The following is a 26,855-nucleotide window of genomic DNA, read 5'->3' on the forward strand; positions in this document are numbered from 1 at the left end:
CCGCGCCCCTCACGGGGCGCCCCGGCCGCCGTCAGGTGCGGCAGATCAGCAGCAGGGCGCGGTCGTCGTTGACGTCCTTCGCCACCGCTTCGATCAAGTGCCAGGCCGCGCCCTGGAAGCCCGCGGACACATAGCGGTCCGCCTCGCCCGTGAGGCGGTCCATGCCCTCGGTCAGGTCGCGGTCGGCGGTCTCGACCAGGCCGTCGGTGAAGAGCATCAGCACGTCCCCGGGGGACAGCGTGCCCTTTATGGGGTCGAACTGGGCGCCGTCGTAGACCCCGAGGAGCGGCCCTTCGGCGGCCTTCTCCTCCCAGCGGCCGGTGCCCGCGCTGAGCTGGAGGCCCGGCAGGTGCCCGGCGGAGAACATCTCGTAGTCCCCGCTGTCCAGGTCCAGGACGAGGTGGACGGAGGTCGCGAAGCCCTCGTCCCAGTCCTGCCGGAGCAGATAGCCGTTGGCGGCGGGCAGGAAGGCGTGCGGCGGCAGCGAGCCCAGCAGCCCGCCGAAGGCGCCGGAGAGCAGGAGGGCGCGCGAGGCGGCGTCCATGCCCTTGCCGGAGACGTCGGTCAGCACGATCTCCAGCGTGCGGCCGCCGTTGGTGCGGGCCGCGACCACGAAGTCGCCGGAGAAGGACTGGCCGCCCGCGGGGCGCAGGGCCATCTCCCGGTGCCAGCCGCGCGGCAGCTTGGGGAGCTTGCTCTGGACGCGGATGCGCTCGCGCAGGTCGAACAGCATGGTGCCGCCGCGCCGCCAGGGCACGCCGACACGGCTGCGGAACTGCGCGATGAGCAGCCCGAGGAAACCCACCGCGGCGACGACGAGGATCGTGCCCGGGGTGACCCGGCCGTCCCCGCCGTGCACGCCCCGGTCCAGGACGTAGGACTCCACGATCAGCGCGACGGCGGACGCCGCGTAGAGGGCCAGCAGGCTGGCGGGGCGCAACAGGAGGCCGCCCGCCACGATGGGCAGGACGAGCGCCGAGGGGGCGCACCACTCGGGCAGGGCGACGGTGCCGGCGGCGAGCGCGGGGACGGCGAGGAGGAGGGCGGCCAGGGCGATCCAGTCGGAGCCGTCGCCGCGGAAGTAGTCCACCCCGGCTTTGCGCATGCCCGTGCGGGCCCGGTGCATGGCTTTGCGCATCCGGGCCGTCGGAGTCTCCGCACCGCCAGTCATTGCATCGTGACCTTATCCACCCATTCGGCGGTGCGTCGACTCACGCCGCGCCGAGGCGGCCGACCTGCAACAGGCCTGCGCCGCCCGCACCGGACCTGCGACGAGCTGGGAGAAGCCGTGGGACCGCACCGAGTCGCACGAATGGGCACCTTATGCGAAATTCGTTCGCCCGCGCGGGAATCCGCTGCTAGTCATGGCGTCATGACAACAGAGTTGCGTGTGCTGCGTCCGGCCGAGTGGGACGAATGGTACGGGTCGCTGGAGTTGGCGTTCGGCGGGATGTCCGAGCCCGACGAGGAACGCGCCCTGTGGCAGGAGCTGACCCTGTTCGACCGGTGGCTGGGCACCTGGGACGGGGACGAAGTCGTGGGCACGACGGGGGCGTTCGACTTCCGGATGGCCGTGCCGGGCGGCGCCGTGGTGCCCACGGCCGGAGTGACGATGGTGGGCGTGCGGCCGACGCACCGGCGGCGCGGGGTGCTGCGGGGCATGATGCGGCGCCAGTTGGACGACGTCCGGGCCTGGGGGCAGCCGCTCGCCGCGCTGACGGCTTCCGAGCCGGACATCTACGGGCGGTTCGGCTACGGCCCGGCGACGCACATCGTGCGGGCCCGCATCGACACGGACCGGGTGCGCCTGGTCATGCCGGAGGGCGCGGACGGCGTGCGGCTCCGCTTGTCGAAGCCCGAGAAGGCGCGCGACGCGTGCGAGGCGGTGTACGCGCGCCGGGTGGCCGCCCGGCCCGCGATGCTGGAGCGCCGGCCGGGGTGGGAGGCGCTGCCGCTGCTGGACGCACCGAGCCGCCGTGGTGACGCTTCGCCCTTGCAGTGCGTGCTGGCCGAGGTGGACGGCCGGACCGTCGGTTACGCCCGCTATTCCGTCCGGCCCCGGCCGGACGACGAGTCGTACGGCCAGGTGCTGCTGCGCGACGTGGAGGCGCTGACCCCCGCCGCGTACGCCGCGCTGTGGCGCTTCCTGTTCGACCTGGACCTGACCAACGAGATCGTGGCCCGCAACCGGCCGTCCGACGACCCGCTGTGGCAGCTGGTCGACGACGTCCGCCGCTGCAACCTCACGTCGGAGGACTCGCTGCACGTGCGGCTGGTCGACGTGGGGGCGGCGCTGGCGGCCCGTACGTATCAGGCGCCGGTGGACGTGGTGTTCGAGGTCGACGACGCCTTCTGCCCCTGGAACGCGGGGCGCTGGCGGCTGACCGGCGACACCAAGGGGGCGTCCTGCGAGCGCACGGAGGACGCCGCCGATCTGGCGCTGTCCGTGCGGGAGCTGGGCTCGGCGTATCTCGGCGGCGTATCGCTGATCTCCCTGGCCGGCGCGGGGCGGGTCAGGGAGCTGCGGGAAGGGGCGCTGGGCGAGGCGTCGGTGGCGTTCGGCAGCCCGGTCGCGCCGTGGCTGCCGCACGGCTTCTGACGGAGCCTCAGCGCTGTTGGCAGCCGGGGCACCAGAAGAGGTTGCGGGCGGCGAGATCGGCGGTGCGGATCTCGCCGCCACAGATGTGGCAGGCCTGCCGGGCCCGGCGGTAGACGTACACCTCGCCGCCGTGGTCGTCCACGCGCGGCGGGCGGCCCATGGCCTCGGGGGTGTGTTCGGGGCGCACGGTGTCGATCCTGTTGTTGCGTACGCCCTCGCGCATCAGATCGACCAGATCCGACCAGATCGCATCCCATTCCGAGCGGGTGAGATCGCGGCCGAGGCGATAAGGGTCGATTCCGTGCCGGAAGAGGACCTCGGCGCGGTAGACGTTGCCGACGCCCGCGATGACCTTCTGGTCCATGAGGAGGGCGGCGACCGTCGTACGGCTGCGGCTGACGCGGACCCAGGCGGCCTCACCGTCGTCCTCCGCGCGGAGCGGGTCCGGGCCGAGCCGGTCGTGTATCGCCTGCTTCTCCCCGTCCATGACAAGGGCGCAGGTGGTGGGGCCGCGCAGATCGGCGTACGCGGTGGCGCTCGCGAGCCGCAGCCGCACGGTGTCGGTGGGCGGGGGCACGGGGGCCCCACCGAAGGTGTACTTCCCGAAGAGGCCCAGGTGGATGTGGACCCATCGGCTGTCGCCGAACCCCAGGAAGAGGTGTTTGCCGTGGGCTTCGGCGGTGGTGAGGGGGTGGCCGTCGAGGAGGGCGGCGCTGTCGGAGAACTTGCCTTGGGGGCTGGTCACGCGGATCGGGTGTGCCCCGAAGAGGTCACGGTGGTCCGCCGCGAGGCGGTGGATCGTATGCCCTTCGGGCACGGTGTCTCCTGCGGAGTGCGGTCTGGTGGGAGCGGGGGGTTGTTGTCCCCAGCCCCGCCCCTTCCCGAAACTGGGGCGCTGCCCCAGACCCCGAACCTCGGGTCCGTTGCCGCCTGCGGCGGGAGCTCCCCCAGCTACCGCTGGGAGGTGCCCCCAGCGGGCGCGTCCTCAAACGCCGGACGGGCTGATATTCAGCCCGTCCGGCGTTTGAGGACAACGCGCGAAGCGTGTTGCCAGTGAAGTCAGGACTGCGGGTGGTGGGCCGGGATTTCGGGGAGTTCGCCGGTCTGCTCGTAGTGGGCGAGCATCTCGATGCGGCGGGTGTGGCGCTCCTCACCCGAGTACGGCGTGGCCAGGAAGATCTCGACGAACTTCGTCGCCTCGTCCTGGGTGTGCATCCGCCCGCCGATGCTGATCACGTTGGCGTCGTTGTGCTCACGCCCGAGGGCGGCGGTCTGCTCGCTCCAGGCCAGGGCGGCCCGTACGCCCTTGACCTTGTTCGCGGCGATCTGCTCGCCGTTGCCGGAGCCGCCGATCACGATGCCGAGGCTGTCGGCGTCCGCCGCGGTCCGCTCCGCGGCGCGGAGGCAGAACGGGGGGTAGTCGTCCTGGGCGTCGTAGATGTGCGGGCCGCAGTCGACGGGGTCATGGCCCTGGGCCGTGAGCCACTCGACGAGGTGGTTCTTGAGTTCGTAGCCGGCATGGTCGGAGCCGAGATACACGCGCATGCGACCGAGTGTGGCACGAGTGCCGACCGGGCTCCGCCTCAGGGCTCGCCGTGCGCGCCCGTCGCCGGGCCCCGATCACAACGATACGGATTCGACTCTTCCCGATCACACCTTCGAAAAGTTCTAATGCGGGAACTCGTAACCCGAGAACCGTAAGGAACGTGCTCATGGCCACACCGCCGACTCTGACAAAGGCGTCGAACTCCGGCGATCCCGGGCAGGCGTCCCAGGACGGCCTGAAGGCCGGACTCAAGAACCGTCACCTGTCGATGATCGCCATCGGCGGCGTCATCGGCGCCGGCCTCTTCGTCGGCTCCGCCTCCGGCATCGCCGCCGCGGGCCCCGGCATCCTCATCTCCTACGCGCTCGTGGGCGCGATGGTCGTCTTCGTGATGCGGATGCTCGGCGAGATGGCCGCCGCCAACCCGACCTCCGGCTCCTTCTCCGCCTACGCCGACCGGGCGCTGGGCCGCTGGGCGGGCTTCTCCATCGGCTGGCTGTACTGGTTCTTCTGGGTCGTGGTGCTCGCGGTCGAGGCGACCGCCGGTGCCAAGATCCTGGAGGGCTGGATCCCGGCCGTGCCGCAGTGGGCCTGGGCGCTGATCGTCATGGTGCTGCTCACCGTGACCAACCTGGGGTCGGTCAGCTCGTACGGCGAGTTCGAGTTCTGGTTCGCCGGGATCAAGGTCGTCGCGATCGGCGCGTTCGTCATCATCGGGCTGCTGGCCGTGTTCGGCGTACTGCCGGGCGCGCACAGCGACACCGCGGGGATTTCGAACCTCACCTCGCACGGGGGATTCCTGCCGAACGGCCCGGGGACGATCCTCACCGGCGTCCTGATGGTCGTCTTCTCCTTCATGGGCAGTGAGATCGTCACCCTCGCCGCCGGTGAGTCCGAGGACCCGCGCCGCGCGGTCACCAAGGCCACCAACAGCGTCATCTGGCGCATCGGCGTCTTCTACCTGGGGTCGATCTTCGTGGTCGTCACCCTGCTGCCGTGGAACTCCAAGGAGATCGCCGACAAGGGCAGCTACGTCGCCGCCCTCGACTCCATCGGCATCCCGCACGCCGGCCAGATCATGAACGTCATCGTGCTGACCGCCGTGCTCTCCTGCCTCAACTCGGGCCTCTACACCGCTTCCCGCATGGCCTTCTCGCTCGGGCAGCGCGGCGACGCCCCGCGGGTCTTCGCCCGCGTCAGCGGCAACGGCGTCCCGCGGATCGCGATCCTGGGCTCGGTCGTCTTCGGCTTCGTGTCGGTGATCTTCAACTACGTGTGGCCCGACACGGTCTTCAAGTTCCTGCTGAACGCCTCGGGCGCCATCGCCCTCTTCGTCTGGCTGGTCATCTGTGTCACCCAGCTGAAGATGCGCGGCATCATCCTGCGTGAGATGCCGGAGAAGCTCGTGGTGCGGATGTGGCTCTTCCCGTATCTCACGTGGGCCACGATCGGCATGATCACCTTCGTGCTCGGCTACATGCTTTATGACGGCGGCGACAATCGGGACCAGGTGCTTCTCTCGACCCTGCTCGGCGTGATCGTCGTGGGGCTCGGGCTTGCCCTGGACCAGCGCCGGCGACGCATGAAGGCTGTCACCGGGCAGTAGGTCTCCATAGCCCGCCTGCGGCGGGAACACCCTTCGCCCAAACGCCGGACGGGCTGGATACGCGGATGAGGTCCGCACAATCCAGCCCGTCCGGCGTTTGGTACCGCTCATCCCCGCCGGTTCAGCCACTTCCACGCCGTCGGAAGCGCTCCCATCGCCAGTGCCGCCTTGAGCGCGTCGCCGATCAGGAACGGCGTGAGGCCCGCTGCGATCGCGTCGGCCGGGGAGAGGTGGGCGTACAGCGCGAGATAGGGGACACCGACCGCGTAGATGATCGCGGAGCCGAGCGCCATCGTGCCCGCCGTGCGCAGCGTGGAGCGGTCGCCGCCGCGGCGGGCGAGGGCACCCGCCACCGTGGCGGCGAGCATCATGCCGAGGACGTAGCCGAAGGAGGCGAAGCCCGCGCCCGAGCGGCCCTCGGCGAACCACGGCACGCCCGCCAGGCCGACCAGCGCGTAGAGCGCGAGGGAGAGGAAGCCGCGGCGGGCGCCGAGCGCGGTGCCGACGAGGAGCGCGGCGAAGGTCTGGCCGCTGACGGGCACCGGCGAGCCCGGTACGGGGACGGCTGTCTGGGCGGTGACGCCGGTCAGCACCGCGCCGCCGAGGACCAGGGCGGCGTCACCGACGCGGGCCCGGGACAGGGTGGGGAAGAGCGCGTCGGCGAGGACCGTACCGGTCCGGGTTACTGGGGCAGCGGTGGCCATCGGTACTCCGCGTCAGATCGAGGAAGGTCGGGGACACCGTGACGTTAATCGAGGGGTCCGGCGCGGACACCGGGCGACCGCGACAAGCCGGCCCGCCCCGCTTTGGAGAGTTCCGAACGGCGCCGCCGCAGGTCGGCGCTGATAAGGGCGCGCCTTTCCCGCCCCGTTCCCCGGGTATGCGTGATGCTCGTCACGACGGACCGGGGAAGCTTGGCGCCGGACACCCGCTCGGGAGAGTGTGGAGTACCTTCGCAGCCTTTTTGCGCCCATCGCACAGATCCGAGAGTCACGAGCGCCATGCATGACGCACCGCCTGCCGCCGAACCGCTGAGCGGCGAGAAGGAACCCCTGTCGGCGGGGCTCAAGCAGCGCCATCTGACGATGCTGGGCCTGGGCGGCGTGATCGGGGCGGGGCTGTTCGTCGGCTCGGGCAGCGGGATCGCCGTGGCCGGGCCCGGGATCATCGTCTCGTATCTGATCGCGGGCGCGCTCGCGATGCTGGTGATGCGGATGCTCGGCGAGATGTCGTCGGCGATGCCCGCCTCGGGTGCCTTCTCGGTGCACGCGGAGCGCGCGCTCGGGCGCTGGGCCGGGTTCACGGTCGGCTGGCTCTACTGGTTCCTGCTGGTGGTCGTGCTCGCCGTGGAGGCCACGGGCGCCGCGCAGATCGCCAACGGCTGGCTGCCGTCGGTGCCGACGTGGGCCTGGGTGCTGCTCTTCATGGTGGTCTTCACGAGCGCCAACCTCGCCGCGGTGAAGAACTTCGGTGAGTTCGAGTTCTGGTTCGCGACGCTGAAGGTCGGCGCGATCGTCCTCTTCCTGGTGCTGAGCCTGCTGGCCGTCTTCGGCGTGCTGCCGGACACGGAGGCGGTGGGCCTGTCCAACCTCACCGGCAAGGGCGGCTTCCTGCCCAACGGCTGGAGCGGTGTGATCTCCGGCGTGCTCGCCGTCGTCTTCGCCTTCGGCGGCCTGGAGGTCGTCACCATCGCCGCCGCGGAGTCCGACGACCCCGCCCGCGCGGTGGGCCGGGCGGTGCGCAGCGCGGTGTGGCGGATCCTTTTCTTCTACGTGGGCTCGATGCTCGTCATCGTCACGCTTCTGCCGTGGAACTCGATCGTGCCCGGCAAGAGCCCGTACGTGGCGGTCCTCGACCACATCGGGGTGCCCGGGGCCGGCCAGATCATGAACATCGTGGTCTTCGTGGCGCTGCTGTCCGCGCTGAACGCCAACCTCTACGGCTCTTCCCGGATGGTCTTCTCGCTGGCCGAGCGGGGCGAGGCGCCGCGCTCGCTGCTGAAGGTGTCGGGCGGCGGGGTGCCGCGCCGGGCCGTGCTCGCCTCGGTCGCCTTCGGGTTCGCCTCGGTCATATTGAATCTGGAGTGGCCCGACTCGATCTTCCGTTATCTGCTGAACGCGGTGGGCGCGGTCCTGCTCTTCGTCTGGGGTCTGATCGCCGCCTCGCAGCTGCGGCTGCGGCGGCGCATCGAGCGCGAGATGCCGGAGCGGCTGACGCTGCGGATGTGGGCGTTCCCCTATCTCACGTGGGTGGCGCTGGCGGCGATGGGCGGCGTCCTGATCCTGATGCTCACGGACGACGGCGCGCGGCCGCAGCTGCTGTGGTCCGCGGGTGCGACGGCGGCGGTGCTGGTGGTCGCGGGGCTGCGCGAGCTCCGGCTCCGGCGACGCTGAGTCGCCGAACGGGCGCCGGTCCACCGTCCCTTACCGGCCGTTACCGGAGTCGTTTCGTCCGTTCCGGCGGTAAACCGGTTGCTTCCGGAGATATGTGTCGTGCACAGTCAGTGACGTTGCCGTCTGGATATCGGACAGCAATGTCACAACTGTTGTCCTGAGCGAACATGGCCTCCACACTGAGGCAACTTTTCCGCTCTCACCCCACGGGAATCACACGACATGACTCGGACACCTGCGACCTCTTCCGCGCCACCGCGCGGCGAGGTCACCGACCAGGAGCCGGGCGGCACGGATCTGTCGCACGGCCTCAAGCAGCGCCATCTGTCGATGATCGCCCTCGGCGGTGTGATCGGCGCCGGTCTCTTCGTGGGCTCGGGCGCGGGCATCGCCGCGGCCGGTCCGGGCATCGTGCTCGCCTACGCCGCTTCCGGGCTCCTGGTGATGCTCGTGATGCGGATGCTGGGCGAGATGGCGGCGGCCAACCCCGCATCCGGCACCTTCTCCGTGCACGCCGAGCGGGCCATGGGCCCGTGGGCGGGGTTCACGGTGGGGTGGATGTTCTGGGTGGAGCTGTGCGTGGGCATCGCCGTGGAGGCGATCGGCGCGGCCCACATCATGGTCTCGTGGTTCCCCTCCACACCCTCCTGGATGTGGGTCCTCGTCTTCATGGCCGTCTTCTGCGGCACCAACCTGGCGGCGGTCAGCAACTTCGGTGAGTTCGAGTTCTGGTTCGCCGCGCTGAAGGTGGGCGCGATCGGCCTCTTCCTGGTGCTGGGCGTGCTGGCCATCCTCGGCCTGCTGCCGGGCACCTCGGCGCCGGGCGCCGACAACCTCACCGGCCACGGCGGCTTCCTGCCCGGCGGCACCGACGGCCTCGCCGCCGGCCTGCTGGCCTCGGTCTTCGCGTACGGCGGCCTGGAGACGGTGACGATCGCGGCGGCGGAGTCCGAGCAGCCCGTCAGGGGCGTCGCCAAGGCCGTGCGCACGGCGATGTGGCGAATAGCCCTGTTCTACGTCGGCTCGATGCTGGTCGTCGTGACGCTGATCCCCTGGACCGACAAGTCGATCACCGAGACCGGCCCGTACGTCGCCGTCCTCGACCACCTCGACATCCCCGCCGCCGGGCAGATCATGAACGTGATCGTGCTGATCGCCCTGCTCTCCGCGATGAACGCCAACATCTACGGCGCCTCCCGGATGTCGTACTCGCTGGTCCAGCGCGGCGAGGGCCCGCGCATCCTCGGCAAGGTCAGCGGCGGCGTGCCCCGGATGACCGTGCTGGCCTCCTCGGCCTTCGGCTTCTTCGCGGTGCTGCTGAGCTACTGGTGGCCCGACACGGTCTTCAAGTGGCTGCTCTACATGACCGGCGCGGCCGTGCTCGTGGTGTGGGCGTTCATCGCCGTCACCCAGCTGCTGATGCGCCGCCGCCTGGAGCGCGAGGCGCCGGACAAGCTGGTCGTGCGGATGTGGCTCTTCCCGTACGTGACCGTCGTGGCCCTGGCGGGGATCCTCGGCACCCTGGCGCTGATGCTGCGCGAGCACGACACCCGCGTCCAGCTGTGGGCGACGGCGGGGCTCACCGTGGCGCTCGCCCTCTTCGGCTACCTCCGGCAGCGGATGCTGGCGCGCCGCGCCGCGGTCACCGGAATCTGACGCTCCGACACCAGCCCCCCACACGAGGCGGGGTAGGTCCTGATCTTCAGGACCTACCCCGCCTCCGTCTTTGGGCCCAAGCCCACCCCCGGAACCGCTTTTCCCAAGCACTTACTGATAGCGTCTACCTGCAAGTTAATTGCAATAAGCAGTCGGAGGGCTCGGCATGGCCATCTACACACTTCCTGAACTCCCTTACGATTACGCGGCACTCCAGCCGGTCATCGACGCGAAGATCATCGAGCTGCACCACGACAAGCACCACGCCGCGTACGTCAAGGGTGCGAACGACACGCTGGAGCAGCTCGCCGAGGCCCGCGACAAGGACCAGTGGGGCGCCGTCAACGGCCTGGAGAAGAACCTGGCCTTCCACCTCTCCGGCCACATCCTGCACAGCATCTACTGGCAGAACATGACCGGCGACGGCGGCGGCGAGCCGCTCGACAAGGACGGCGTGGGCGAGCTGGCGGACGCCATCGCCGAGTCGTTCGGCTCCTTCGCGAAGTTCAAGGCGCAGCTCACCAAGGCGTCGGCGACCACGCAGGGCTCCGGCTGGGGCGTCCTCGCCTACGAGCCGGTCAGCGGCCGCCTCATCGTCGAGCAGGTCTACGACCACCAGGGCAACGTCGGCCAGGGGTCGGTGCCGATCCTGGTCTTCGACGCCTGGGAGCACGCGTTCTACCTTCAGTACAAGAACCAGAAGGTGGACTTCATCGAGGCCATGTGGCAGGTCGTCAACTGGCAGGATGTCGCGGCCCGGTTCGCCGCGGCCAAGGAGCGGGGGAACGCGCTGCTGCTGGTGCCGTAGATCTTTTGGTGCCGTAGCTCTTTGCGTCCTGCTCGTGATCGTCTTCTCACCCTTCACGCAGCAGGCGAAGCCCCCACGTGAGTGGTTCGCGTGGGGGCTTTTTCCTTTGCCGGGTGCGGCTTCGTTGCGCCTGCGGCGGGCTTGTTCCCCTACCCGCCCCTTCCCGAAACCGGGGAGACCCCGGACCCCAGCGACCTTCGGTCGCGTCCTCAAGCGCCGGACGGGCTGGAAAATCAGCCCGTTGGGGGCACCTCCCAGCGGTAGCTGGGGGAGTTTGAGGACAGCGCGCGAAGCGTGCTTCGGGGGTCTGGGGGCTTGCCCCCTCACGCGGCGGAGCCGCAGATCGGACACAGCCGGGAAGGGGCGGGGCTGGGGAACAAAGCCAGGGGACAACGGACCCGCACGCAAGCGGAGCGTCACGCGTGGCCGAACGCCTCGCCCGTGATCGGGAAGTCGCGGGCGAGGCCCGCCTCGTGGAGGCGGGGGAAAGAATCCCAGCACTTGTTCACCGCGAAGCGGTAGTCGATCACCACGTCCCCGCCGGAGGACACCCGTACCGTCCCCGTCAGGCGGTAGTCGACCGCGCGCAGCGCGAGCCACCAGTCGAGGCCGCCGCGCCGGGGCAGCGTCACGGCGCGCCACCCGCTGTCGGCCGGGTACGCGGACGGCGCGCCGCGCCAGCGGGCGAGCGCTTCGGCGCGCCAGCGGGTGAGCTGTTCCTCGGCGGCGGACCGTACCTCCGGGAGGGCGAGGAGCAGCGCGGCGTCCACCCGGTAGGGCGCGCCCGTGCCGCGCAGGTAGTGCCGCAGGGTGCCGGCCGTCTGCCGCAGGCCCAGCGCGGCCCAGAGGGGCGGCAGGGTGCGGCAGGCGGCGCGCGTCACCACGTCGTACGGGCCGACGGGCCGGTCGGCGAAGCGGGCGGCGGTGCCGCCCGGCGGCTCCGTGTCCGCCCGGCCGCCCGTGCGGCCGAGCGGCCGGGAGAGGTCCGTCTTGCCCATACCGGGACATTAAGGGACCTCATCGGGAGCCGCCCGTCGAACGGGGCGGTCAGTCGAAGACGGGCCCCTGGGTGCGCGTGCGCTTCAGCTCGTAGAAGCCCGGGGTCGAGGCGACCAGCAGGGTGCCGTCCCACAGCCGGGCCGCGGCCTCGCCCTTGGGCGCCGGGGTGACGACGGGGCCGAAGAAGGCGACCTGCTCGCCGTCCGCGCCGGGCACCGCGATGACCGGGGTGCCGACGTCCTGGCCGACCTTCTCGATGCCCTCGTTGTGGGAGGCGCGCAGCTGCTCGTCGAAGGTGTCGGTGTAACCGGCGTCCGCCAGCTCCACCGGGAGACCGGCGTCCACCAGCGCGGCCTCGATCGTCTCGCGGTCGCGCGGCTGGCCCTGCACGTGCAGGCGGGTGCCGAGCGCGGTGTAGAGCGCGCCGAGGACCTCGGGGCCGTACTTGTGCTCGGCCGCGATGCAGACACGCACCGGCGCCCAGGCCCGGCCGCCGGGGCGCATGGCCTCGCGGTACTCCTCGGGGATCTCATCCAGTTTGTTCTCGTTGAGAACGGCCAGGCTCATCACGTGCCAGCGAACCTCGACGGGCCGTACCTTCTCGACCTCCAGCATCCAGCGCGAGGTCATCCAAGCCCACGGGCACTGGGGGTCGAACCAGAAGTCTGCGACGGTCTTCTCCGAAGCGGTCACGCGAATCTCCTCATGAGAGCTCATCCGAGCTGGTCAGTAGCAGATTCAACAACAGGCCCCGTGCCATCATTCCTGCGTTGCCCAAGATCCGACACGAAGACGGGGAGCCCTTGTGCCCGGTGAGAATCTGACCCGTGAGGAGGCCCGCGACCGGGCCAGGCTGCTGGCGGTGGACGCCTATGAGGTGGCGCTCGACCTGCGGTCCGCGGTGGGCGCGGGTCCGGAGAACCGTACGTTCCGCTCGGTGACCACCATCCGCTTCCGCTGTTCCGAGCCGGGAGCCGCGAGCTTCGCGGACCTCGTGGCGCCGTCGGTCACCTCCGTGACCCTCAACGGCGAGCCGCTCGACCCCGCGGCGGTGTTCGACGGGACGCGCGTCGCGCTGCCCTCGCTCGCCGCCGAGAACGTCCTGGTCGTGGACGCCCAGTGCGCGTACAGCCGGACCGGTGAGGGCCTGCACCGCTTCGTGGACCCCGAGGACGGCGAGGTCTATCTCTACACGCAGTACGAGCCGGCCGACGCCCGCCGCGTCTTCGCCGACTTCGAGCAGCCCGACCTGAAGGCGCCGTTCACCTTCTCGGTGACCGCGCCCGCGGGCTGGACGGTGCTCGGCAACGGCGAGGCGGCGGGCGAGCCCAAGTCCATCGGCCCCTCCGCCGCCACCTGGCACTTCGTGCCGACGCGGCCGATCTCGACGTACATCACGGCCGTCGTCGCCGGCCCGTACCACGTGGTCCGCGACCACTACAGCCGCACGTTCGAGGACGGCACGGTCCTGGAGATCCCGCTCGGCGCGCTCTGCCGCAAGGGCCTCGCGCGGCACTTCGACGCCGACGAGATCTTCACCGTCACCAAGCAGGGCCTGGACTTCTTCCACGATCACTTCGACTACCCGTATCCCTTCGGGAAGTACGACCAGGCGTTCGTGCCGGAGTACAACATCGGTGCCATGGAGAACCCGGGGTGCGTGACCTTCCGGGAGGAGTTCGTCTTCCGCGGCAAGGTGACCAAGTCGTCGTACGAGCGGCGGGCCAACGTCATCCTGCACGAGATGGCGCACATGTGGTTCGGCGACCTGGTGACCATGGAGTGGTGGGACGACCTGTGGCTCAAGGAGTCCTTCGCCGACTTCATGGGCTCGTTCTCGCAGGTCGAGGCGACGCGCTACGACAACGCCTGGATCACCTTCGCCAACCAGCGCAAGTCCTGGGCGTACCGCGCCGACCAGCTGCCCTCCACCCACCCGGTCACGGCCGACATCCGTGACCTGGAGGACGCCAAGCTGAACTTCGACGGCATCACCTACTCCAAGGGCGCCTCGGTCCTCAAGCAGCTCGTCGCCTATGTGGGCCGGGACGCCTTCTTCGAGGGCGCCCGCCGCTACTTCAAGCGCCACGCCTACGGCAACACGCGCCTCGCGGACCTGCTGGCCGTGCTGGAGGAGACCTCGGGCCGGGACATGGCCGGCTGGTCGCGCTCCTGGCTCCAGACCGCGGGCGTCAACTCCCTGACGCCGCTGGTCACCTGTGACGCCGCCGACCGGATCACGGAACTGGCGGTCCTCCAGGAGGCGCCGGAGGCGCACCCCACGCTCCGCCCGCACCGGGTGGCCGTGGGCCTCTACCGGCGCCGCGAGGACGGCGCCCTCGTGCGCTACGCGCACGCCGAGGTCGACGTCGCCGGGCCCCGTACGGTCGTGACCGAGCTCGCCGGGGCCGAGCGGCCGGAGCTCGTGCTGGTCAACGACGACGACCTCACCTTCTGCAAGATCCGCTTCGACGAGGTCTCGCTGGACACCCTCCGCAGGCACCTGGGCGAGCTCACCGACCCGCTCGCCCGCGCCCTGTGCTGGTCCGCGCTGTGGAACCTCACGCGCGACGGGCTGATGCCCGCCCGCGACTTCACCGCACTCGTCGAGCGCTTCGCCGGGGCCGAGACCGAGATCGGCGTGCTCCAGATGGTGCAGAGCTGGGCGCAGTCCGCCCTGGTGCACTACGCCGCGCCCGACCGGCGCGACCAGGCCGGGCGGACCCTCGCCGGGAGCGCGCTGCGCGAACTGCGGCTCGCCGAACCCGGCAGCGGCCACCAGCTGGCGTGGGCGCGGTTCTTCGCGCAGCTCGCCACCGCGGAGTCCGACCTCCAGCTGCTGCGCGAGCTCCTGGCGGGGACCGGGAAGATCGACGGGCTGGAGGTCGACCAGGAGCTGCGCTGGGCGTTCCTCGGCACGCTCGCCGCGCGGGGCGCGGCCGACGAGTCCGCGCTGTCGGCCGAGCTGGCCCGGGACAACACCGCCTCCGGCAGGCGGCACCAGGTGCGCTGCCTGGCGGCCCGGCCGTCCGCCGAGGTCAAAGCCGAGGCGTGGGCCGCCGTCGTGGAGTCCGACACGCTCTCCAACGCGCTCGCCGAGGCGACCATCGCGGGCTGGAACCAGCCGGGGCAGCGCCCCCTGCTGGCCCCTTACGCGGAGCGGTACTTCAAGGAGATCGAGCGGGTCTGGCGGGAGCGGTCGATCGAGATCGCGATGGCCGTCGTGCGCGGCACCTTCCCGCTGCTCCAGGGGGACCGGCGGACGCTGGACCTGACGGACGAGTGGCTGTCCGCGCACGAGGACGCGGCCCCCGCGCTGCGCCGCCTGGTGCTGGAGGCCCGCGACGACCTGGCGCGGGCCCTGCGGGCCCAGGAGTGTGACAAGGCCGCCATCGGGGCAGCCTGACCGCGCCGCGGCCGGGGCCTCGCGGGCCCCGGCCGCCCCGCGCCCGTACGGGCCGGGGGAATTCCTCCTCGGCCATCGAACGCCCGTACTTTAGTGCAGAGTTGTCCGGGTTTGCCTACGGGCTTGTAACACCAGGTTAGAGCCGCCGGGAACAGCGGCACTGGCAGAGCATGAATCACGGAACCCCGCTCTCGCCCCGCCCCCTGCACCACCTGTCGGACGTGCGCCACCGGGTCATGACGTCACGTCAGCTCCGGGAACACGGTGTACCGGGGGCCGTCGTCACCGAGCGCTGCCGCCCCGGCGGGCCCTGGCAGCAGCTGGTCCCCGGCGTCTTCCTGCTCCGCACCGGGCCCGCCACCAGCGAGGAGCGGCTGCACGCCGCCCTGATGTACACCGTGCCGCGCACCCAGGGCCCGCCCACCCAGCCCGGGCCCGGCACCGCGACCGCCGCCGCCCGCCGGGCCGCGGCGGGCCCGTACGGCGAAGCGATGATCACCGGGATGGCGGCGCTCGCCCTGCACCGCTTCACGTCCGTGCCCCCGCTGCTCTCCCTCGACCGCCTCGACGTGCTCGTGCCGCGCACCCGCCGGCTGCGGAGCACCGGCTTCGTCCGGCTCGTGCGCGCCCACATCCTGCCGCACCCGCAACAGCTGACGGGCATCCCCGTCGCGCCCGCCGCACGCGCCGTGGCCGACGCGGTCGCCGAACTCACGGACGCGTCCACGGTGCGCAGGGTGCTGACGGAGGCCGTGCGCGGCGGGCACTGCGAAGCCCAGTCCGTCGTACGGGAGTTGACGCGCGCCCGGCTGCTGGGCCGGCCGCACGTGGTGGACGCCGTGGACACGCTGCTCGCCGAGAGCCGCGCCGTCGCGGAGGGCAGGCTCTACGACCTGGTGAGCGGGTACCGGCTGCCCATGCCGCTGTGGAACGTGGACCTCCGGCTGCCCGGGGGCCCGTGCCTGGGCGGGGTGGACGCGTTCTGGCCCGAGCACAGCGTCGCGCTGGAGATCGATTCGCGGACCCCGCGCCAGGACGACGAGGCGCTGTGGTCGGAGCAGTACCGCAAGCGCGAGCACCTGGAGCGGCTCGGCATCACGGTGGTGCACCTGACGCCGAAGAAGCTGCGGGACACCCCCGAGCAGCAGGCCGCGGTGGTCCGGACCGCCCTGATGGCGTCCGCCGACCGCGATCCCGCCGCGTATCTCGTGGTCCTGCCGCGCTGAGCCGCCGCGGGACCCGAGGGTTCAGCGCCTGGGGAGCAGCAGCTCGGTGTTGCGGTCGTCGGCCGCGCCGCCGAGGGAGGTGTCCGAGCCGGGGGCGTTGAAGGCCAGCTCGCGGTAGAGGGAGGCGAGGCCGGTCTGGGAGAGGTCGTGGAAGTCGGTGCGGTAGGGGGCGGCGGACTCGATGAGCGTGGTGAAGAGCGACACCGTGCCGTCGTGGTTGTCCGTGACCTCGATGATCCGCGCCAGCTGGGGGTAGTCGACGTGGGAGGCGGTGGCGATCTCCCAGAAGGTGCCGCGCGGCCGGATGCGGTTGCGGTGGCTGTGCCCGTTGATCCACGCCAGGACGTTGTTGTGGCTCTGCAGGAGCTGGATCAGCTCGTTGCCGTCGTGCCGCTCCTCGTCGGGGCGGCGGGGGTCGGGGGTGAGGTTGTCCATGCTCCAGCTGGGGTGGTGGCTGAAGACGAGCGCGTACTTGTCGCGGAACTTCCTCAGGGTCCGGTCCAGCCACAGGAGTTGGGAGGTGCCCAGTGAGCCCTGGTAATGGCCGCCGGGGTCGGTCGAGTCGAGGCTGATGCCGACGACGTCGTCGGAGACCTTGAAGGAGTAGTAGAGGCTGCCGGAGTCGAGGTTGTCGCGGGTGTAGCCGTGGCCCACGGGCCCGTGGCCGGCGTATTTGCGGTCGAGGTGGGCGGAGACGTACTGCTGGGCGGTGAGCGGGACCCGGCGCGGGTCGGGGGTGACGGTGCGCATCTCCTTCTTGTGGACGCGCAGCAGCTCGCGGATGCGCTCGCCCTTGGGGTCGGCGCCCTTGGACTCGCCGTCCATGAGCCACTTCGCGTCGGCGGCGGAGATGGTCTGGAGCTTCTTGTCGCCGACGGCGGCGTCCTGGATGAAGGAGCCGGCGGCGGGGTAGCAGCCGCCGGACAGCAGGTCGTGGTTGCCGAAGGTGGAGTACCACGGGATGTTGAGGCCGGGGCTGTTGACGCCGCGGGTGGCGGCGGCGAGATAGCCGTCGATGCGCGGGTAGCCCACCTGCTTGTCCTGGTCGCGCAGGGCGCTCTCGGGGTGCCAGAAGAGCTTGAGGCCGCTGTTCTGCACGCCTTCGTAATGCCGTGGGTCGCCGGTGTTGGGGTTCATCCGGCCGCCGCTGAGGGCGGTGAGGAACCACTCCACCTCGATCTTCGCGTTCTCGTCGCCGTTGTCGCCGGTGGTGATGACGAAGCTCAGCGGCGTGCCGGTGGCCGGGCCGCGGCGGACCTTGTTGACGCGCTCGACGAGGGAGACCACCCCGGGCAGGGTGAGCGCCTCGTGCGGGCGCCAGGCGCCGGGCTCCCCGGCGCGGAAGAACTCGTAGCGCAGCGGGTGCTGGACGTCCGTGAGGTGGAGGTCGGTGAACTGGACGAAGCAGGCCAGCGTGGAGCGCCGGTCCTCCCGGCCGCCCTTCCCGGCGGCCAGCTCGGAGCGGGTCACGCGGGGCCAGCCGGGGCCGTCGCCGAGCCGCCGGTAGCCGCCGCTGCCGCGGGGCGCCGCGACGGAGACGAGGGTGGTGCCCGCGCCCGTGGGGCCCGCGGCGGCGGCCGCCGCCTGCCGGGACGAGGCGGCCGCGGCGTCGTTCGGCCCGGTCGCCGCCGCGCGGCCGTCCGACCCCAGGGCCATGCCGATGCCGGTGGCGGTGGTCACGGCACCGGCCGCGGCGAGGAACGTACGGCGGTCGAGGCCGGCGGCTGCGGGCCCGTCAGATCTGCGGTACATATGCGGTCTCCCCGAGTGCGATCGCGAATGCTGGGCTTGACGGCGGTCCTGCGATGCGGTCCGTGCGGTCCTGGCTCCTGTCACTGAGGATGGTTGGCAGTGGGGGTGGCGTGGGCGTGAACGCGACCGCAACGGCCGCCGCCGATCACCTCACATCGATCATGGCGATTGCGAATCGACATACACCACTCGTCCCCTGGCGAGCTGACGCTCACTCAGCGTTCACCCGGGTGGGGAACGTTCGCGCGGCATTGGGGCCCACGGTGTAGCCCGTTTGTCCTACACCCGGCGGGGCGCGGGAACCCCTCTGCCCGCTTCACGGCCTTCGGCACGCTTCCTCCCGTGTGGCGCGTGGCGGGTTTACGCCACTCCCCCTTTCCTTCACCGACAACTCTCCCCAAACCCCTGTCACTTCCATAAAAGTGATCGGTCATCCGGCTCCGATTTTCGGACGTCCGCTGCACAGCCCGCCCCTGCCGTCAACCCAGCTAGGGATCTTCATGACCCCCGCAGACCGGTCCGCGCCTCCCGGCGGCGCGAGACGCGCGCCGCACCCCCTGACCCGAATAGCCACCGCGGCCGCCCTGGTGGCCGCGCTCACCGCGGCGGGCGCCGCCCCCCGCGCTCGCCTCGGACCCCTCCCCCGCGCCGGGTCCCAACTCGGCGCCCTCCAAGCTCGGTTCGCACAGCGCCGCCCTGCTCGCCGGCGCCAAGGCCGACGGCGAGCCGACCGGCCGGAGCTACACGAGCCCCGTCCCCGGGGTCTGGGAGATCGAGGTGGAGTCCCGCCGCACGTCACCGCTGGTGGCGAACCCGTACGCCCTGACGGTCACCGCCCAGGGCGTCGGCGCGAGCCGACCCGTGTGACCGCGTGAAAACCGCCGAGCGCCGGGCGGGCCTCTTCCAGGCCCGTCCGGCGCTCGCCGTCACGCTCAGGCAGCGGCCGCGTCCGCGGCCCGCGCCTTCAGGGCGCGCTCCACGCCCGCGCGCGACTCCGTGACCAGGCGCCGCAGGGCCGCGTTGGGCTCGGCGGAGGCCAGCCACGCGTCGGTGGCGTCCAGCGTCTCCTGCGAGACCAGCAGGGCGGGGTAGAGGCCGACCACGATCTGCTGGGCGATCTCGTGGCTGCGGCTCTCCCAGATGCCCTTGACCACGGCGAAGTACTTCTCGCTGTAGGGGGCGAGCAGCTCGCGCTGGTCGGTCTGGACGAAGCCGCCGATGACGGCTTCCTGCACCGCGTTGGGCAGCTTGTCGGACTCGACGACCTGCGCCCACGTCTCCGCCTTGGCCTCGGCCGTCGGCCGGGCGGCACGGGCCGCGGCGGCGTGCCGCTCACCCGCCGACGTCCTGTCGCGCTCCAGCTCGGCGGCGATCTCCTGCTCGTCGGCGCGGCCGGTGGCGGCGAGCCGCTCCAGCAGTGCCCAGCGCAGGTCGGTGTCGACGGCGAGGCCGTCGATCGTCACCGTGCCGTCCAGCAGCCCCCGGAGCAGGTCGAGCTCCTCGGGCGTGCGGGCGGTGGCCGCGAAGGTACGCGCCCACGACAGCTGGTGGTCGCTGCCCGGCTCGGCCGCGCGCAGCTGCTCCACCGCCGCTTCGGTCCAGGTGGCCAGGCCCTTCTCGCGCCAGTCGGGGGCCGCGTAGAGGTCCAGGGCCAGCTTCGTCTGCCGCTGGAGCGACTGGACGACGCCGATGTCCGACTCCTTGGTGATGCCCGAGAGCACCAGCGAGAGGTAGTCGCGGGTGGCGAGCTCGCCGTCGCGCGTCATGTCCCAGGCGGAGGCCCAGCACAGCGCCCGGGGCAGGGACTCGGCGAAGTCGCCCAGGTGGGCGGTGACGACCCGCAGGGACTCCTCGTCCAGGCGCACCTTCGCGTACGACAGGTCGTCGTCGTTGAGGAGCACGACGGCGGGGCGCTTGGTGCCGACCAGGGCCTCGACCGGCGTCAGCTCGCCGTCGACGTCCAGCTCGATGCGGTCCGTGCGCACGAGCTTGCCGCCCTGGAGCTCGTACAGGCCGATCGCGATGCGGTGCGGGCGCAGCGTCGGCTCACCCTTGGCGCCGGCCGGCAGCGCGGGGGCCTCCTGACGGACGGCGAAGGAGGTGATCGTGCCGTCCTCGGCGACCTCGATCTCGGGCCGCAGGACGTTGATGCCGGCCGTCTCCAGCCACGCCTTCGACCAGGTCTTCAGGTCGCGGCCGGAGGTCTCCTCCAGCGCGCCCAGCAGGTCGGACAGGCGGGTGTTGCCGAAGGCGTGCGCCTTGAAGTACGCCTGCACGCCCTTGAAGAACTCGTCCTGGCCCACGTAGGCCACGAGCTGCTTGAGGACGGACGCGCCCTTGGCGTAGGTGATGCCGTCGAAGTTGACGAGCACGTCGTCGAGGTCGCGGATCTCGGCCATGATCGGGTGGGTCGAGGGCAGCTGGTCCTGCCGGTAGGCCCACGTCTTCATGGAGTTGGCGAAGGTCGTCCACGCCTGCGGCCACTTCGAGCCCGGCGCGTACGCCTGGCAGGCGATGGAGGTGTAGGTGGCGAACGACTCGTTCAGCCACAGGTCGTTCCACCACTCCATGGTGACCAGGTCGCCGAACCACATGTGGGCCAGCTCGTGGAGGATCGTCTCGGCCCGCGCCTCGTACGCCGCGTCCGTCACCTTGGAGCGGAAGACGTACTGGTCGCGGATGGTGACCGCGCCCGCGTTCTCCATCGCGCCCGCGTTGAACTCCGGCACGAACAGCTGGTCGTACTTGGCGAAGGGGTAGTCGTAGGCGAACTTCTCCTCGAACCACTCGAAGCCCTGGCGCGTCACCTCGAAGACGGCGTCCGCGTCCAGGAACTCCGCCAGCGACGGCCGGCAGTAGATGCCCAGCGGGATGCTGCGGCCGTCCTTCTCGTAGGAGCTGTGCACGCTGTGGTACGGGCCGGCGATCAGCGCGGTGATGTACGTGGAGATCCGCGGGGTCGGCTCGAAGCGCCAGATGTTGTCGGCGGGGCGCTCGGGCGTCGGCGAGTTGGAGATCACGGTCCAGCCCTCGGGGGCCTTCACGGTGAACCGGAACGTCGCCTTCAGGTCGGGCTGTTCGAAGGAGGCGAAGACGCGGCGCGCGTCCGGCACCTCGAACTGCGTGTAGAGATAAGCCTGCTCGTCGACCGGGTCGACGAACCGGTGCAGGCCCTCACCGGTGTTGGTATAGGCGCAGTCCGCCACGACCTTCAGCTCGTTGCGCCCGGCGAGCAGGCCGGGCAGCGCGATGCGGCTGTCCGCGAACACCGCGGCCGCGTCCAGCGCGGTGCCGTTCAGCACGACCTCGCGCACGGCCGGCGCCACCAGGTCGATGAACGACTCCGCGCCCGCCTCGGCCGCCTCGAACCGCACCAGCGTCTCGGAGCGGTACGTGCCGCCCTCCTGCGCACCGGAGAGGTCGAGGTCGATCTCGTACGAGTCGACGGTGAGCAGGCGCGCGCGCCGCTGCGCCTCTTCGCGGGTCAGGTTCGTTCCAGGCACCTGGGCATCTCCTTCTATGTCGCGACGTTTGCGCCATCCTTCCATGCCGCCCCCGGGGCGGACCTTGACCGGGGTCGGCCCGGGGTGCGGGCAGCACGAAGGGCCGGACGCGCGTGCGTCCGGCCCTTCACGTCACGGTGCGGCTCAGCCGCGCAGCTCCGCGGCGACCAGCTCCGCGATCTGGACGGCGTTGAGCGCCGCGCCCTTGCGGAGGTTGTCGTTGGAGAGGAAGAGCGCGAGGCCGTTCTCGGCGGTCTCGTCGGCGCGGATACGGCCCACGTAGGAGGCGTCCTTGCCGGCCGCCTGGAGCGGCGTGGGGATCTCGGACAGCTCGACGCCGGGGGCGCCCTTGAGCAGCTCGTAGGCACGCTCGACACTCAGCGGGCGCTCGAAGCGGGCGTTGACCTGGAGGGAGTGGCCGGAGAAGACCGGGACCCGCACGCAGGTGCCGGAGACCTTGAGCTCCGGGATGCCGAGGATCTTGCGGGACTCGTTGCGGAGCTTCTGCTCCTCGTCCGTCTCGAAGCGGCCGTCGTCGACGATGCTGCCGGCCAGGGGCAGCACGTTGAAGGCGATCGGGCGCTTGTAGACCGCGGGCTCGGGGAACGCGACGGCCTCGCCGTCGTGCGTCAGCTCGGGCGCCCGGTCGGAGACGGCGCGCACCTGGCCGTCCAGCTCCGCCACACCGGCGAGGCCCGAGCCGGAGACGGCCTGGTAGGTGGTGGCGATCAGCGCGGTCAGGCCGGCCTCGTCGTGCAGCGGGCGCAGCACGGGCATGGCGGCCATGGTCGTGCAGTTGGGGTTGGCGATGATGCCCTTGGGGCGGTTCGCGATCGCGTCCGGGTTGACCTCGGAGACGACGAGCGGGACCTCGGGGTCCATGCGCCAGGCGGAGGAGTTGTCGATCACGACCGGGCCCTGGGCCGCGACCTTCTCCGCGAGCGCGCGCGAGGTGGCGCCGCCGGCGGAGAAGAGCACGATGTCGAGGCCGGAGTAGTCCGCGGTGGCGGCGTCCTCGACGGTGATCTCGGAGCCCTGCCACGGGAGCGTGGAACCGGCGGACCGCGCGGAGGCGAACAGGCGCAGCCCGGTGACCTCGCCGATGGGGCCGGTCGTGACCCGCTCGGCGAGGATCTTGCGCATGACTCCGCCGACCTGGCCGGTGGCTCCGACGATTCCGATCCTCACGGGTACTCCCTACTCCTGTACGCCTGTATGTGCGGCTCCATCATGTGGTGCTGGGTGGCCCAAAAGTCCAATCCGTTGTCCGGGGAACGGACAGGTGACCGAGTGCTTCCGCGGCGCCTCAGGCCTTTTCCGCGCGGGCCCTGCGGCGGGCGAGCAGTGCCTCGCGGCGCTCGTCGAACTTCGTGGCCTCCGCGTTCAGGCCGCCCATGTACAGGCCGAGCTCCTCCTGGGCGCGCAGGCCGTCCGGGCCGAGGCCGGTGATCTCCAGGACCTTCAGGAAGCGCAGCACCGGCTGGAGCACGTCGTCGTGGTGGATGCGGAGGTTGTAGATCCCGCCGATGGCCATCTGCGCGGCGGCCCGCTCGAAGCCGGGGATGCCGTGGCCCGGCATCCGGAAGCCCACGACGACGTCGCGGACGGCGGCCATGGTCTGGTCGGGGGCCAGCTCGAACGCCTTGCCGAGGAGGTTGCGGTAGAAGACCATGTGCAGGTTCTCGTCCGTGGCGATGCGGGCGAGCATGCGGTCGCAGACGGGGTCGCCGGAGTGGTGGCCGGTGTTGCGGTGCGAGATGCGGGTGGCCAGCTCCTGGAAGGCGACGTACGCGACGGAGTGCAGCATGCTGTGCCGGTTGTCGGACTCGAAGCCCTCCGACATGTGCTGCATCCGGAACCGCTCCAGCGCGACCGGGTCGACGGCCCGCGAGGTCAGCAGGTAGTCGCGCATGACGATGCCGTGCCGGCCCTCCTCCGCGGTCCAGCGGTGCACCCAGGTGCCCCAGGCGCCGTCGCGGCCGAAGAGCGAGGCGATCTCGTGGTGGTAGCTGGGGAGGTTGTCCTCGGTCAGCAGGTTGACGATCAGGGCGGTGCGCCCGATGTCGGTGACCTTGGACTGCTCCGGCGCCCACGCCTCGCCGCCCATCACCCCGTCGAAGTTCCGCCCGTCGCTCCACGGCACGTACTCGTGCGGCATCCACTCCTTGGCGACCTTCAGATGCCGGTTGAGCTCGGCTTCCACGACCTCTTCGAGCGCGTACAGCAGTCGGCTGTCGCTCCACACGGCCCGGGCGTGGTGGCGGAGGGGGGCGATGGTCACAGACAGCTCCAGGCGGCGGGGATGATCTTACTTACGGATCCGTAGGTTACGACACCGTAGGTTAAGGGGGCGGTAAACGGCAAGGGGTACCGGAATTTGATCTCTCACTTCTCGGCGGGGACGTCCCGGGCGACAGCGCAGGGGCACAAAACAGAACCGCCCGGCGTCCTGCGGTCCGTAAAGGACCGAGGACGCCGGGCGGCGGAAGAGAGGAAGGGTCAGCGCGTGCGCGCGTGGTGGGTGTCGCGGGTGTTCGGGTTGTCGCTGTGGCGCGCGGCGACCATCACGATGCCGGCGATCACCAGGAAGAGGACGATCGGCGCGGCGACGTAGAGGCCGAGCGTGTCGAGCACGCTCAGGCCCGGACCCGGGTCGTCACCGTCGTCGCGGGTGAGCGCGAACGCGGGGGACGACATCAGCAGCATCAGCATTGTGCCGGTGGCGATGGCACCGGCACGCACGGCGTTCTTGTTGACCTTATTGCTCACGCGCTCAACGTATAGGACACCTGCTCGGCCCGCGCGTCCGGGGTGGCCCTACGGGGACCTCACCGCTCTGACCTCCTCCATCAGCGCGTGCAGCCGGGGCGAGGCCACCAGCTGCTCCAGGGAGAGGGGCCTGCCCTCGGCATCGGCGACGGGCAGCCGCCAGTTGGGGTACTGGTCCCATGTGCCCGGCAGGTTCTGCGGCCGCCGGTCCCCGACCGTGTCCGGCAGCCAGACGCCGATCATGCGCGCCGGGGTGAGCAGCAGATAGCGGTGGACGGCCCGGACGGCGGCCTCCTCGTCCGCCCCGTCAGCCCCCTCCGTCCCCTCCGGCAGCAGGCCCAGCCGCCGGAAGAGCGTCAGCCACTCGGCGACCTCGCGCGCGTCCTCCCGCTGCTCGTCGGCGAGCGGGCGGCCGAGCAGGCCCAGCCGGTGGCGCAGCCCGACGTGGTCGCCGGTGAGGCGGGAAGCGGTGCTCGGCAGGTCGTGGGTGGTGGCGGTGGCCAGGCAGGACGTACGCCACCGGGCGGGCTCCAGGGGCTCGGCGGGCTCGCGCGCCCAGTCCCGCTCGAACCACAGCACCGAGGTGCCCAGCACGCCCCGCTCGGCGAGCGCGTCCCGCACGCCCGGCTCGACCGTGCCGAGGTCCTCCCCCACGACGGTGGCGTTCGCGCGGTGCGCCTCCAGGGCGAGCACCCCGAGCATGGCCTCCGGGTCGTAGCGGACGTACGTGCCCAGCGTCGGTTCCCGGCCCTCCGGGACCCACCACAGGCGGAACAGGCCCATCACGTGGTCGATCCGCAGCGCCCCCGCGTGCCGCAGCAGGCCGCGCAGCAGATCGCGGTACGGGCCGTAGCCGCCGGCCTCCAGGGCGTCGGGCCGCCAGGGCGGCAGGCCCCAGTCCTGGCCGCGGGCGTTGAAGGCGTCGGGGGGCGCGCCGATGGACATGCCCGCGGCGAAGGCGTCCTGCTGCGCCCAGGCGTCGGCGCCCGAGGGGTGGACGCCGACGGCCAGGTCGTGGACGAGCCCGACGCGCATGCCCGCCTCGCGCGCCGCCCGCTGCGCCGCGGCCAGCTGCTCGTCGGTCAGCCAGGCGAGCCAGCGGTGGAAGCCGACGCGGTCGTGGAGCTCCTCGCGGGCCCGGACCGTGGCGGCGGAGCGGGGATCGCTCAGGCCGCCGGGCCAGCCCCGCCAGTCGGTGCCGTGGACCTCGGCGAGCGCGCACCAGGTGGCGTGGTCCTCCAGCGCCGGGCCCTGCCCGGCGAGGAAGGCGTCGTGCGCGGCCCGGCGCCCGGGGCCGAGCGGCACGGCGCGCACGAGCTCCAGCGCGCGCCGCTTGAGCGCCCAGACGGCGTCCCGGTCGATGAGCTCCCCGCCGCGCAGCACGCCGTCCCGCAGCGCGGCCGCCCGGGTCAGGAGCGCCTCGGCCCGCTCGCGCGCGGGTCCGGTCAGGTGGGCGTACTCCGCGACGTCCTCGACGCGCAGGTGCACCGGGTCGGGGAAGCGGCGGGAGGACGGGCGGTAGGGCGAGGGGTCGGTGGGGGCGCCGTGGGTGCCGGGCACGGCCGCGTGCAGCGGATTGACCTGCACGAAGTCCGAGCCGTACGTACGCCCGGACCAGGCCGCGAGCTCCGCCAGGTCACCGAGGTCGCCCATGCCCCAGGAGCGGGCCGACAGCAGGGAGTACAGCTGGACGAGGAAGCCGTGGGAGCGCTCCGGCGGCTCGGGCAGCCGCTCGGGGGAGACGATCAGGGACGCTCCGGCGCTCCGGCCGTCGGGGGCCTGGGCCCGCAGGAGGTGCCTGCCGTACGGCAGGCCGCCGGAGAAACCGGAGAAACCTGAGAAAGCAGTGGCGTCCGGCGCGCGACCGGCGCGCGCGGCCTCCCGCACGCCTGCCGGATCTCTTGTGGGCCCCTGCCACGCCACACTCCGCCCGTCCTCGGTCTCGACGCGCAGCAGCGTGCCTTCCGGCAGCGCGGGCAGTCCGGACCGCGAGGGGCGCAGCACCACCGTGGCGGGCAGCAGCCGCAGGGCGTCCGCCTGTTCTCGGGCCTCCAGGGCCTCCTGGACGGACCGGGGGGTGGACGCGTCGACGCCCAGGGCGGCGAGGACCGCGACGACGGTGTCCTCGGACACCGCGACGCTCCGGCCGGGGGCGGGAGCGTAGGAGGTGGCGACGCCGTGCAGGGCGGCGAGCCGCGCTCTGCCCATCCGCACCTCCTCAGATCTCCGGGCTGTCCGTGCCGCAGGGTGTGCGGGCGGTGGGTTCACTGGTCAGCGGCGGCTCGGGGGTGAGCGGGGGCTCGCTGGTGAGAGGCGTGGTGTCGGCGAGGGGCGGCTCGCTGGTCAGCGGCGGCTCGGTGCAGCTGGTGAGCCCGGAGAGCAGCAGAAGAGCGGACGCGGCCACGGGGGCCTCCTGTGGGTGACGGGGGTGGGTCACGTCTTGGCCTACCCACGGACGGCTGCCGCAGACACCAGTCTTTTAGACCGCGGGTGCGTCGCGCCTGCGGCGGGCTTCTTCCCCAGCCCCGCCCCTTCCCGAAACTGGGGGCAAGCCCCCAGACCCCCGCAACACGCTTCGCGCGTTGTCCTCAA

General features: G+C 71.6%; 20 protein-coding genes. 7 read left to right on the forward strand and 13 right to left on the reverse strand.

What is annotated here, in order from left to right; all coding sequences use genetic code 11:
* Positions 1-31 precede the first annotated feature (31 nt).
* Positions 32-1,171, reverse strand: a complete 1,140-nt coding sequence (locus AB0435_RS16940) for a PP2C family protein-serine/threonine phosphatase (RefSeq protein WP_366006244.1) — start codon at positions 1,169-1,171, stop codon at positions 32-34.
* A gap of 201 nt (positions 1,172-1,372) precedes the next feature.
* Between AB0435_RS16940 and AB0435_RS16945 the strand changes: the two genes are divergently transcribed.
* Complete coding sequence (locus tag AB0435_RS16945) at positions 1,373-2,599, forward strand: GNAT family N-acetyltransferase (protein ID WP_366006245.1); 1,227 nt, start codon at positions 1,373-1,375, stop codon at positions 2,597-2,599.
* Positions 2,600-2,606: 7 nt separating this feature from the next.
* Here the strand turns inward: AB0435_RS16945 and AB0435_RS16950 are convergent, their stop codons facing one another.
* Both AB0435_RS16950 and AB0435_RS16955 read right to left on the reverse strand, forming a co-directional pair.
* Positions 2,607-3,416, reverse strand: a complete 810-nt coding sequence (locus AB0435_RS16950; protein WP_366006246.1) for a DNA-formamidopyrimidine glycosylase family protein — start codon at positions 3,414-3,416, stop codon at positions 2,607-2,609.
* A 242-nt stretch (positions 3,417-3,658) separates the two neighbouring features.
* Entirely contained in the window at positions 3,659-4,144 is a 486-nt protein-coding gene (locus AB0435_RS16955; protein WP_366007442.1) for a ribose-5-phosphate isomerase, read from the reverse strand.
* A 167-nt stretch (positions 4,145-4,311) separates the two neighbouring features.
* On the opposite strand from AB0435_RS16955, the gene AB0435_RS16960 reads away from it, so the two are divergent.
* Positions 4,312-5,751: an amino acid permease gene (locus tag AB0435_RS16960; RefSeq protein ID WP_366007443.1), complete on the forward strand. Its 1,440-nt coding sequence runs from the start codon at positions 4,312-4,314 to the stop codon at positions 5,749-5,751.
* Positions 5,752-5,858: 107 nt separating this feature from the next.
* Here the strand turns inward: AB0435_RS16960 and AB0435_RS16965 are convergent, their stop codons facing one another.
* A complete protein-coding gene (locus AB0435_RS16965; RefSeq protein ID WP_366007444.1) occupies positions 5,859-6,455 on the reverse strand; it encodes a biotin transporter BioY in 597 nt (198 codons plus the stop codon).
* Positions 6,456-6,752: 297 nt separating this feature from the next.
* On the opposite strand from AB0435_RS16965, the gene AB0435_RS16970 reads away from it, so the two are divergent.
* The 3 genes from AB0435_RS16970 to AB0435_RS16980 all read left to right on the forward strand — a co-directional run bounded on the left by AB0435_RS16970 (position 6,753) and on the right by AB0435_RS16980 (position 10,608).
* Positions 6,753-8,144 (forward strand): amino acid permease, encoded by a 1,392-nt coding sequence (locus tag AB0435_RS16970; RefSeq protein ID WP_366007445.1) that lies wholly within the window; start codon positions 6,753-6,755, stop codon positions 8,142-8,144.
* Positions 8,145-8,366: 222 nt separating this feature from the next.
* Positions 8,367-9,800 carry an amino acid permease gene (locus AB0435_RS16975; RefSeq protein ID WP_366427313.1) on the forward strand — a complete coding sequence of 478 codons (1,434 nt, stop codon included), beginning with the start codon at positions 8,367-8,369 and terminating at the stop codon, positions 9,798-9,800.
* A gap of 166 nt (positions 9,801-9,966) precedes the next feature.
* A complete protein-coding gene (locus AB0435_RS16980; RefSeq protein WP_366007447.1) occupies positions 9,967-10,608 on the forward strand; it encodes a superoxide dismutase in 642 nt (213 codons plus the stop codon).
* Between the two features lie 416 nt (positions 10,609-11,024).
* On the opposite strand, the gene AB0435_RS16985 is transcribed toward AB0435_RS16980, so the two are convergent.
* On the reverse strand, positions 11,025-11,606 hold the full coding sequence (locus AB0435_RS16985; RefSeq protein ID WP_366427314.1) for a hypothetical protein: 582 nt from the start codon (positions 11,604-11,606) through the stop codon (positions 11,025-11,027).
* Between the two features lie 49 nt (positions 11,607-11,655).
* On the reverse strand, positions 11,656-12,300 hold the full coding sequence (locus tag AB0435_RS16990) for a DsbA family protein (protein WP_366007449.1): 645 nt from the start codon (positions 12,298-12,300) through the stop codon (positions 11,656-11,658).
* 112 nt (positions 12,301-12,412) lie between these two features.
* Here AB0435_RS16990 and pepN (AB0435_RS16995) point away from each other — a divergent pair, with 112 nt between their 5' ends.
* Positions 12,413-15,013 carry an aminopeptidase N gene (gene pepN / locus AB0435_RS16995; RefSeq protein WP_366007450.1) on the forward strand — a complete coding sequence of 867 codons (2,601 nt, stop codon included), beginning with the start codon at positions 12,413-12,415 and terminating at the stop codon, positions 15,011-15,013.
* Positions 15,014-15,183: 170 nt separating this feature from the next.
* Positions 15,184-16,239, forward strand: a complete 1,056-nt coding sequence (locus AB0435_RS17000; protein WP_366007451.1) for a hypothetical protein — start codon at positions 15,184-15,186, stop codon at positions 16,237-16,239.
* Between the two features lie 21 nt (positions 16,240-16,260).
* Here AB0435_RS17000 and AB0435_RS17005 read toward each other — a convergent pair whose 3' ends face one another.
* The 7 genes from AB0435_RS17005 to AB0435_RS17035 all read right to left on the reverse strand — a co-directional run bounded on the left by AB0435_RS17005 (position 16,261) and on the right by AB0435_RS17035 (position 26,667).
* Positions 16,261-17,991 (reverse strand): TIGR03767 family metallophosphoesterase, encoded by a 1,731-nt coding sequence (locus AB0435_RS17005; protein WP_366427315.1) that lies wholly within the window; start codon positions 17,989-17,991, stop codon positions 16,261-16,263.
* Between the two features lie 932 nt (positions 17,992-18,923).
* Entirely contained in the window at positions 18,924-21,494 is a 2,571-nt protein-coding gene (gene pepN / locus AB0435_RS17010; RefSeq protein WP_366427316.1) for an aminopeptidase N, read from the reverse strand.
* Positions 21,495-21,638: 144 nt separating this feature from the next.
* Positions 21,639-22,682 (reverse strand): aspartate-semialdehyde dehydrogenase, encoded by a 1,044-nt coding sequence (locus tag AB0435_RS17015; protein ID WP_366007454.1) that lies wholly within the window; start codon positions 22,680-22,682, stop codon positions 21,639-21,641.
* Between the two features lie 118 nt (positions 22,683-22,800).
* On the reverse strand, positions 22,801-23,775 hold the full coding sequence (locus AB0435_RS17020) for an acyl-ACP desaturase (protein ID WP_366007455.1): 975 nt from the start codon (positions 23,773-23,775) through the stop codon (positions 22,801-22,803).
* Positions 23,776-23,993: 218 nt separating this feature from the next.
* Positions 23,994-24,263: a hypothetical protein gene (locus AB0435_RS17025; RefSeq protein WP_366007456.1), complete on the reverse strand. Its 270-nt coding sequence runs from the start codon at positions 24,261-24,263 to the stop codon at positions 23,994-23,996.
* 48 nt (positions 24,264-24,311) lie between these two features.
* Positions 24,312-26,471: a 4-alpha-glucanotransferase gene (gene malQ, locus AB0435_RS17030; protein WP_366427317.1), complete on the reverse strand. Its 2,160-nt coding sequence runs from the start codon at positions 26,469-26,471 to the stop codon at positions 24,312-24,314.
* 10 nt (positions 26,472-26,481) lie between these two features.
* A complete protein-coding gene (locus tag AB0435_RS17035; protein WP_366007458.1) occupies positions 26,482-26,667 on the reverse strand; it encodes a hypothetical protein in 186 nt (61 codons plus the stop codon).
* Positions 26,668-26,855 lie beyond the last annotated feature (188 nt).

The sequence above is a fragment of the Streptomyces sp. NPDC051173 genome, from assembly GCF_040689515.1.
Lineage (GTDB): Bacteria > Actinomycetota > Actinomycetes > Streptomycetales > Streptomycetaceae > Streptomyces.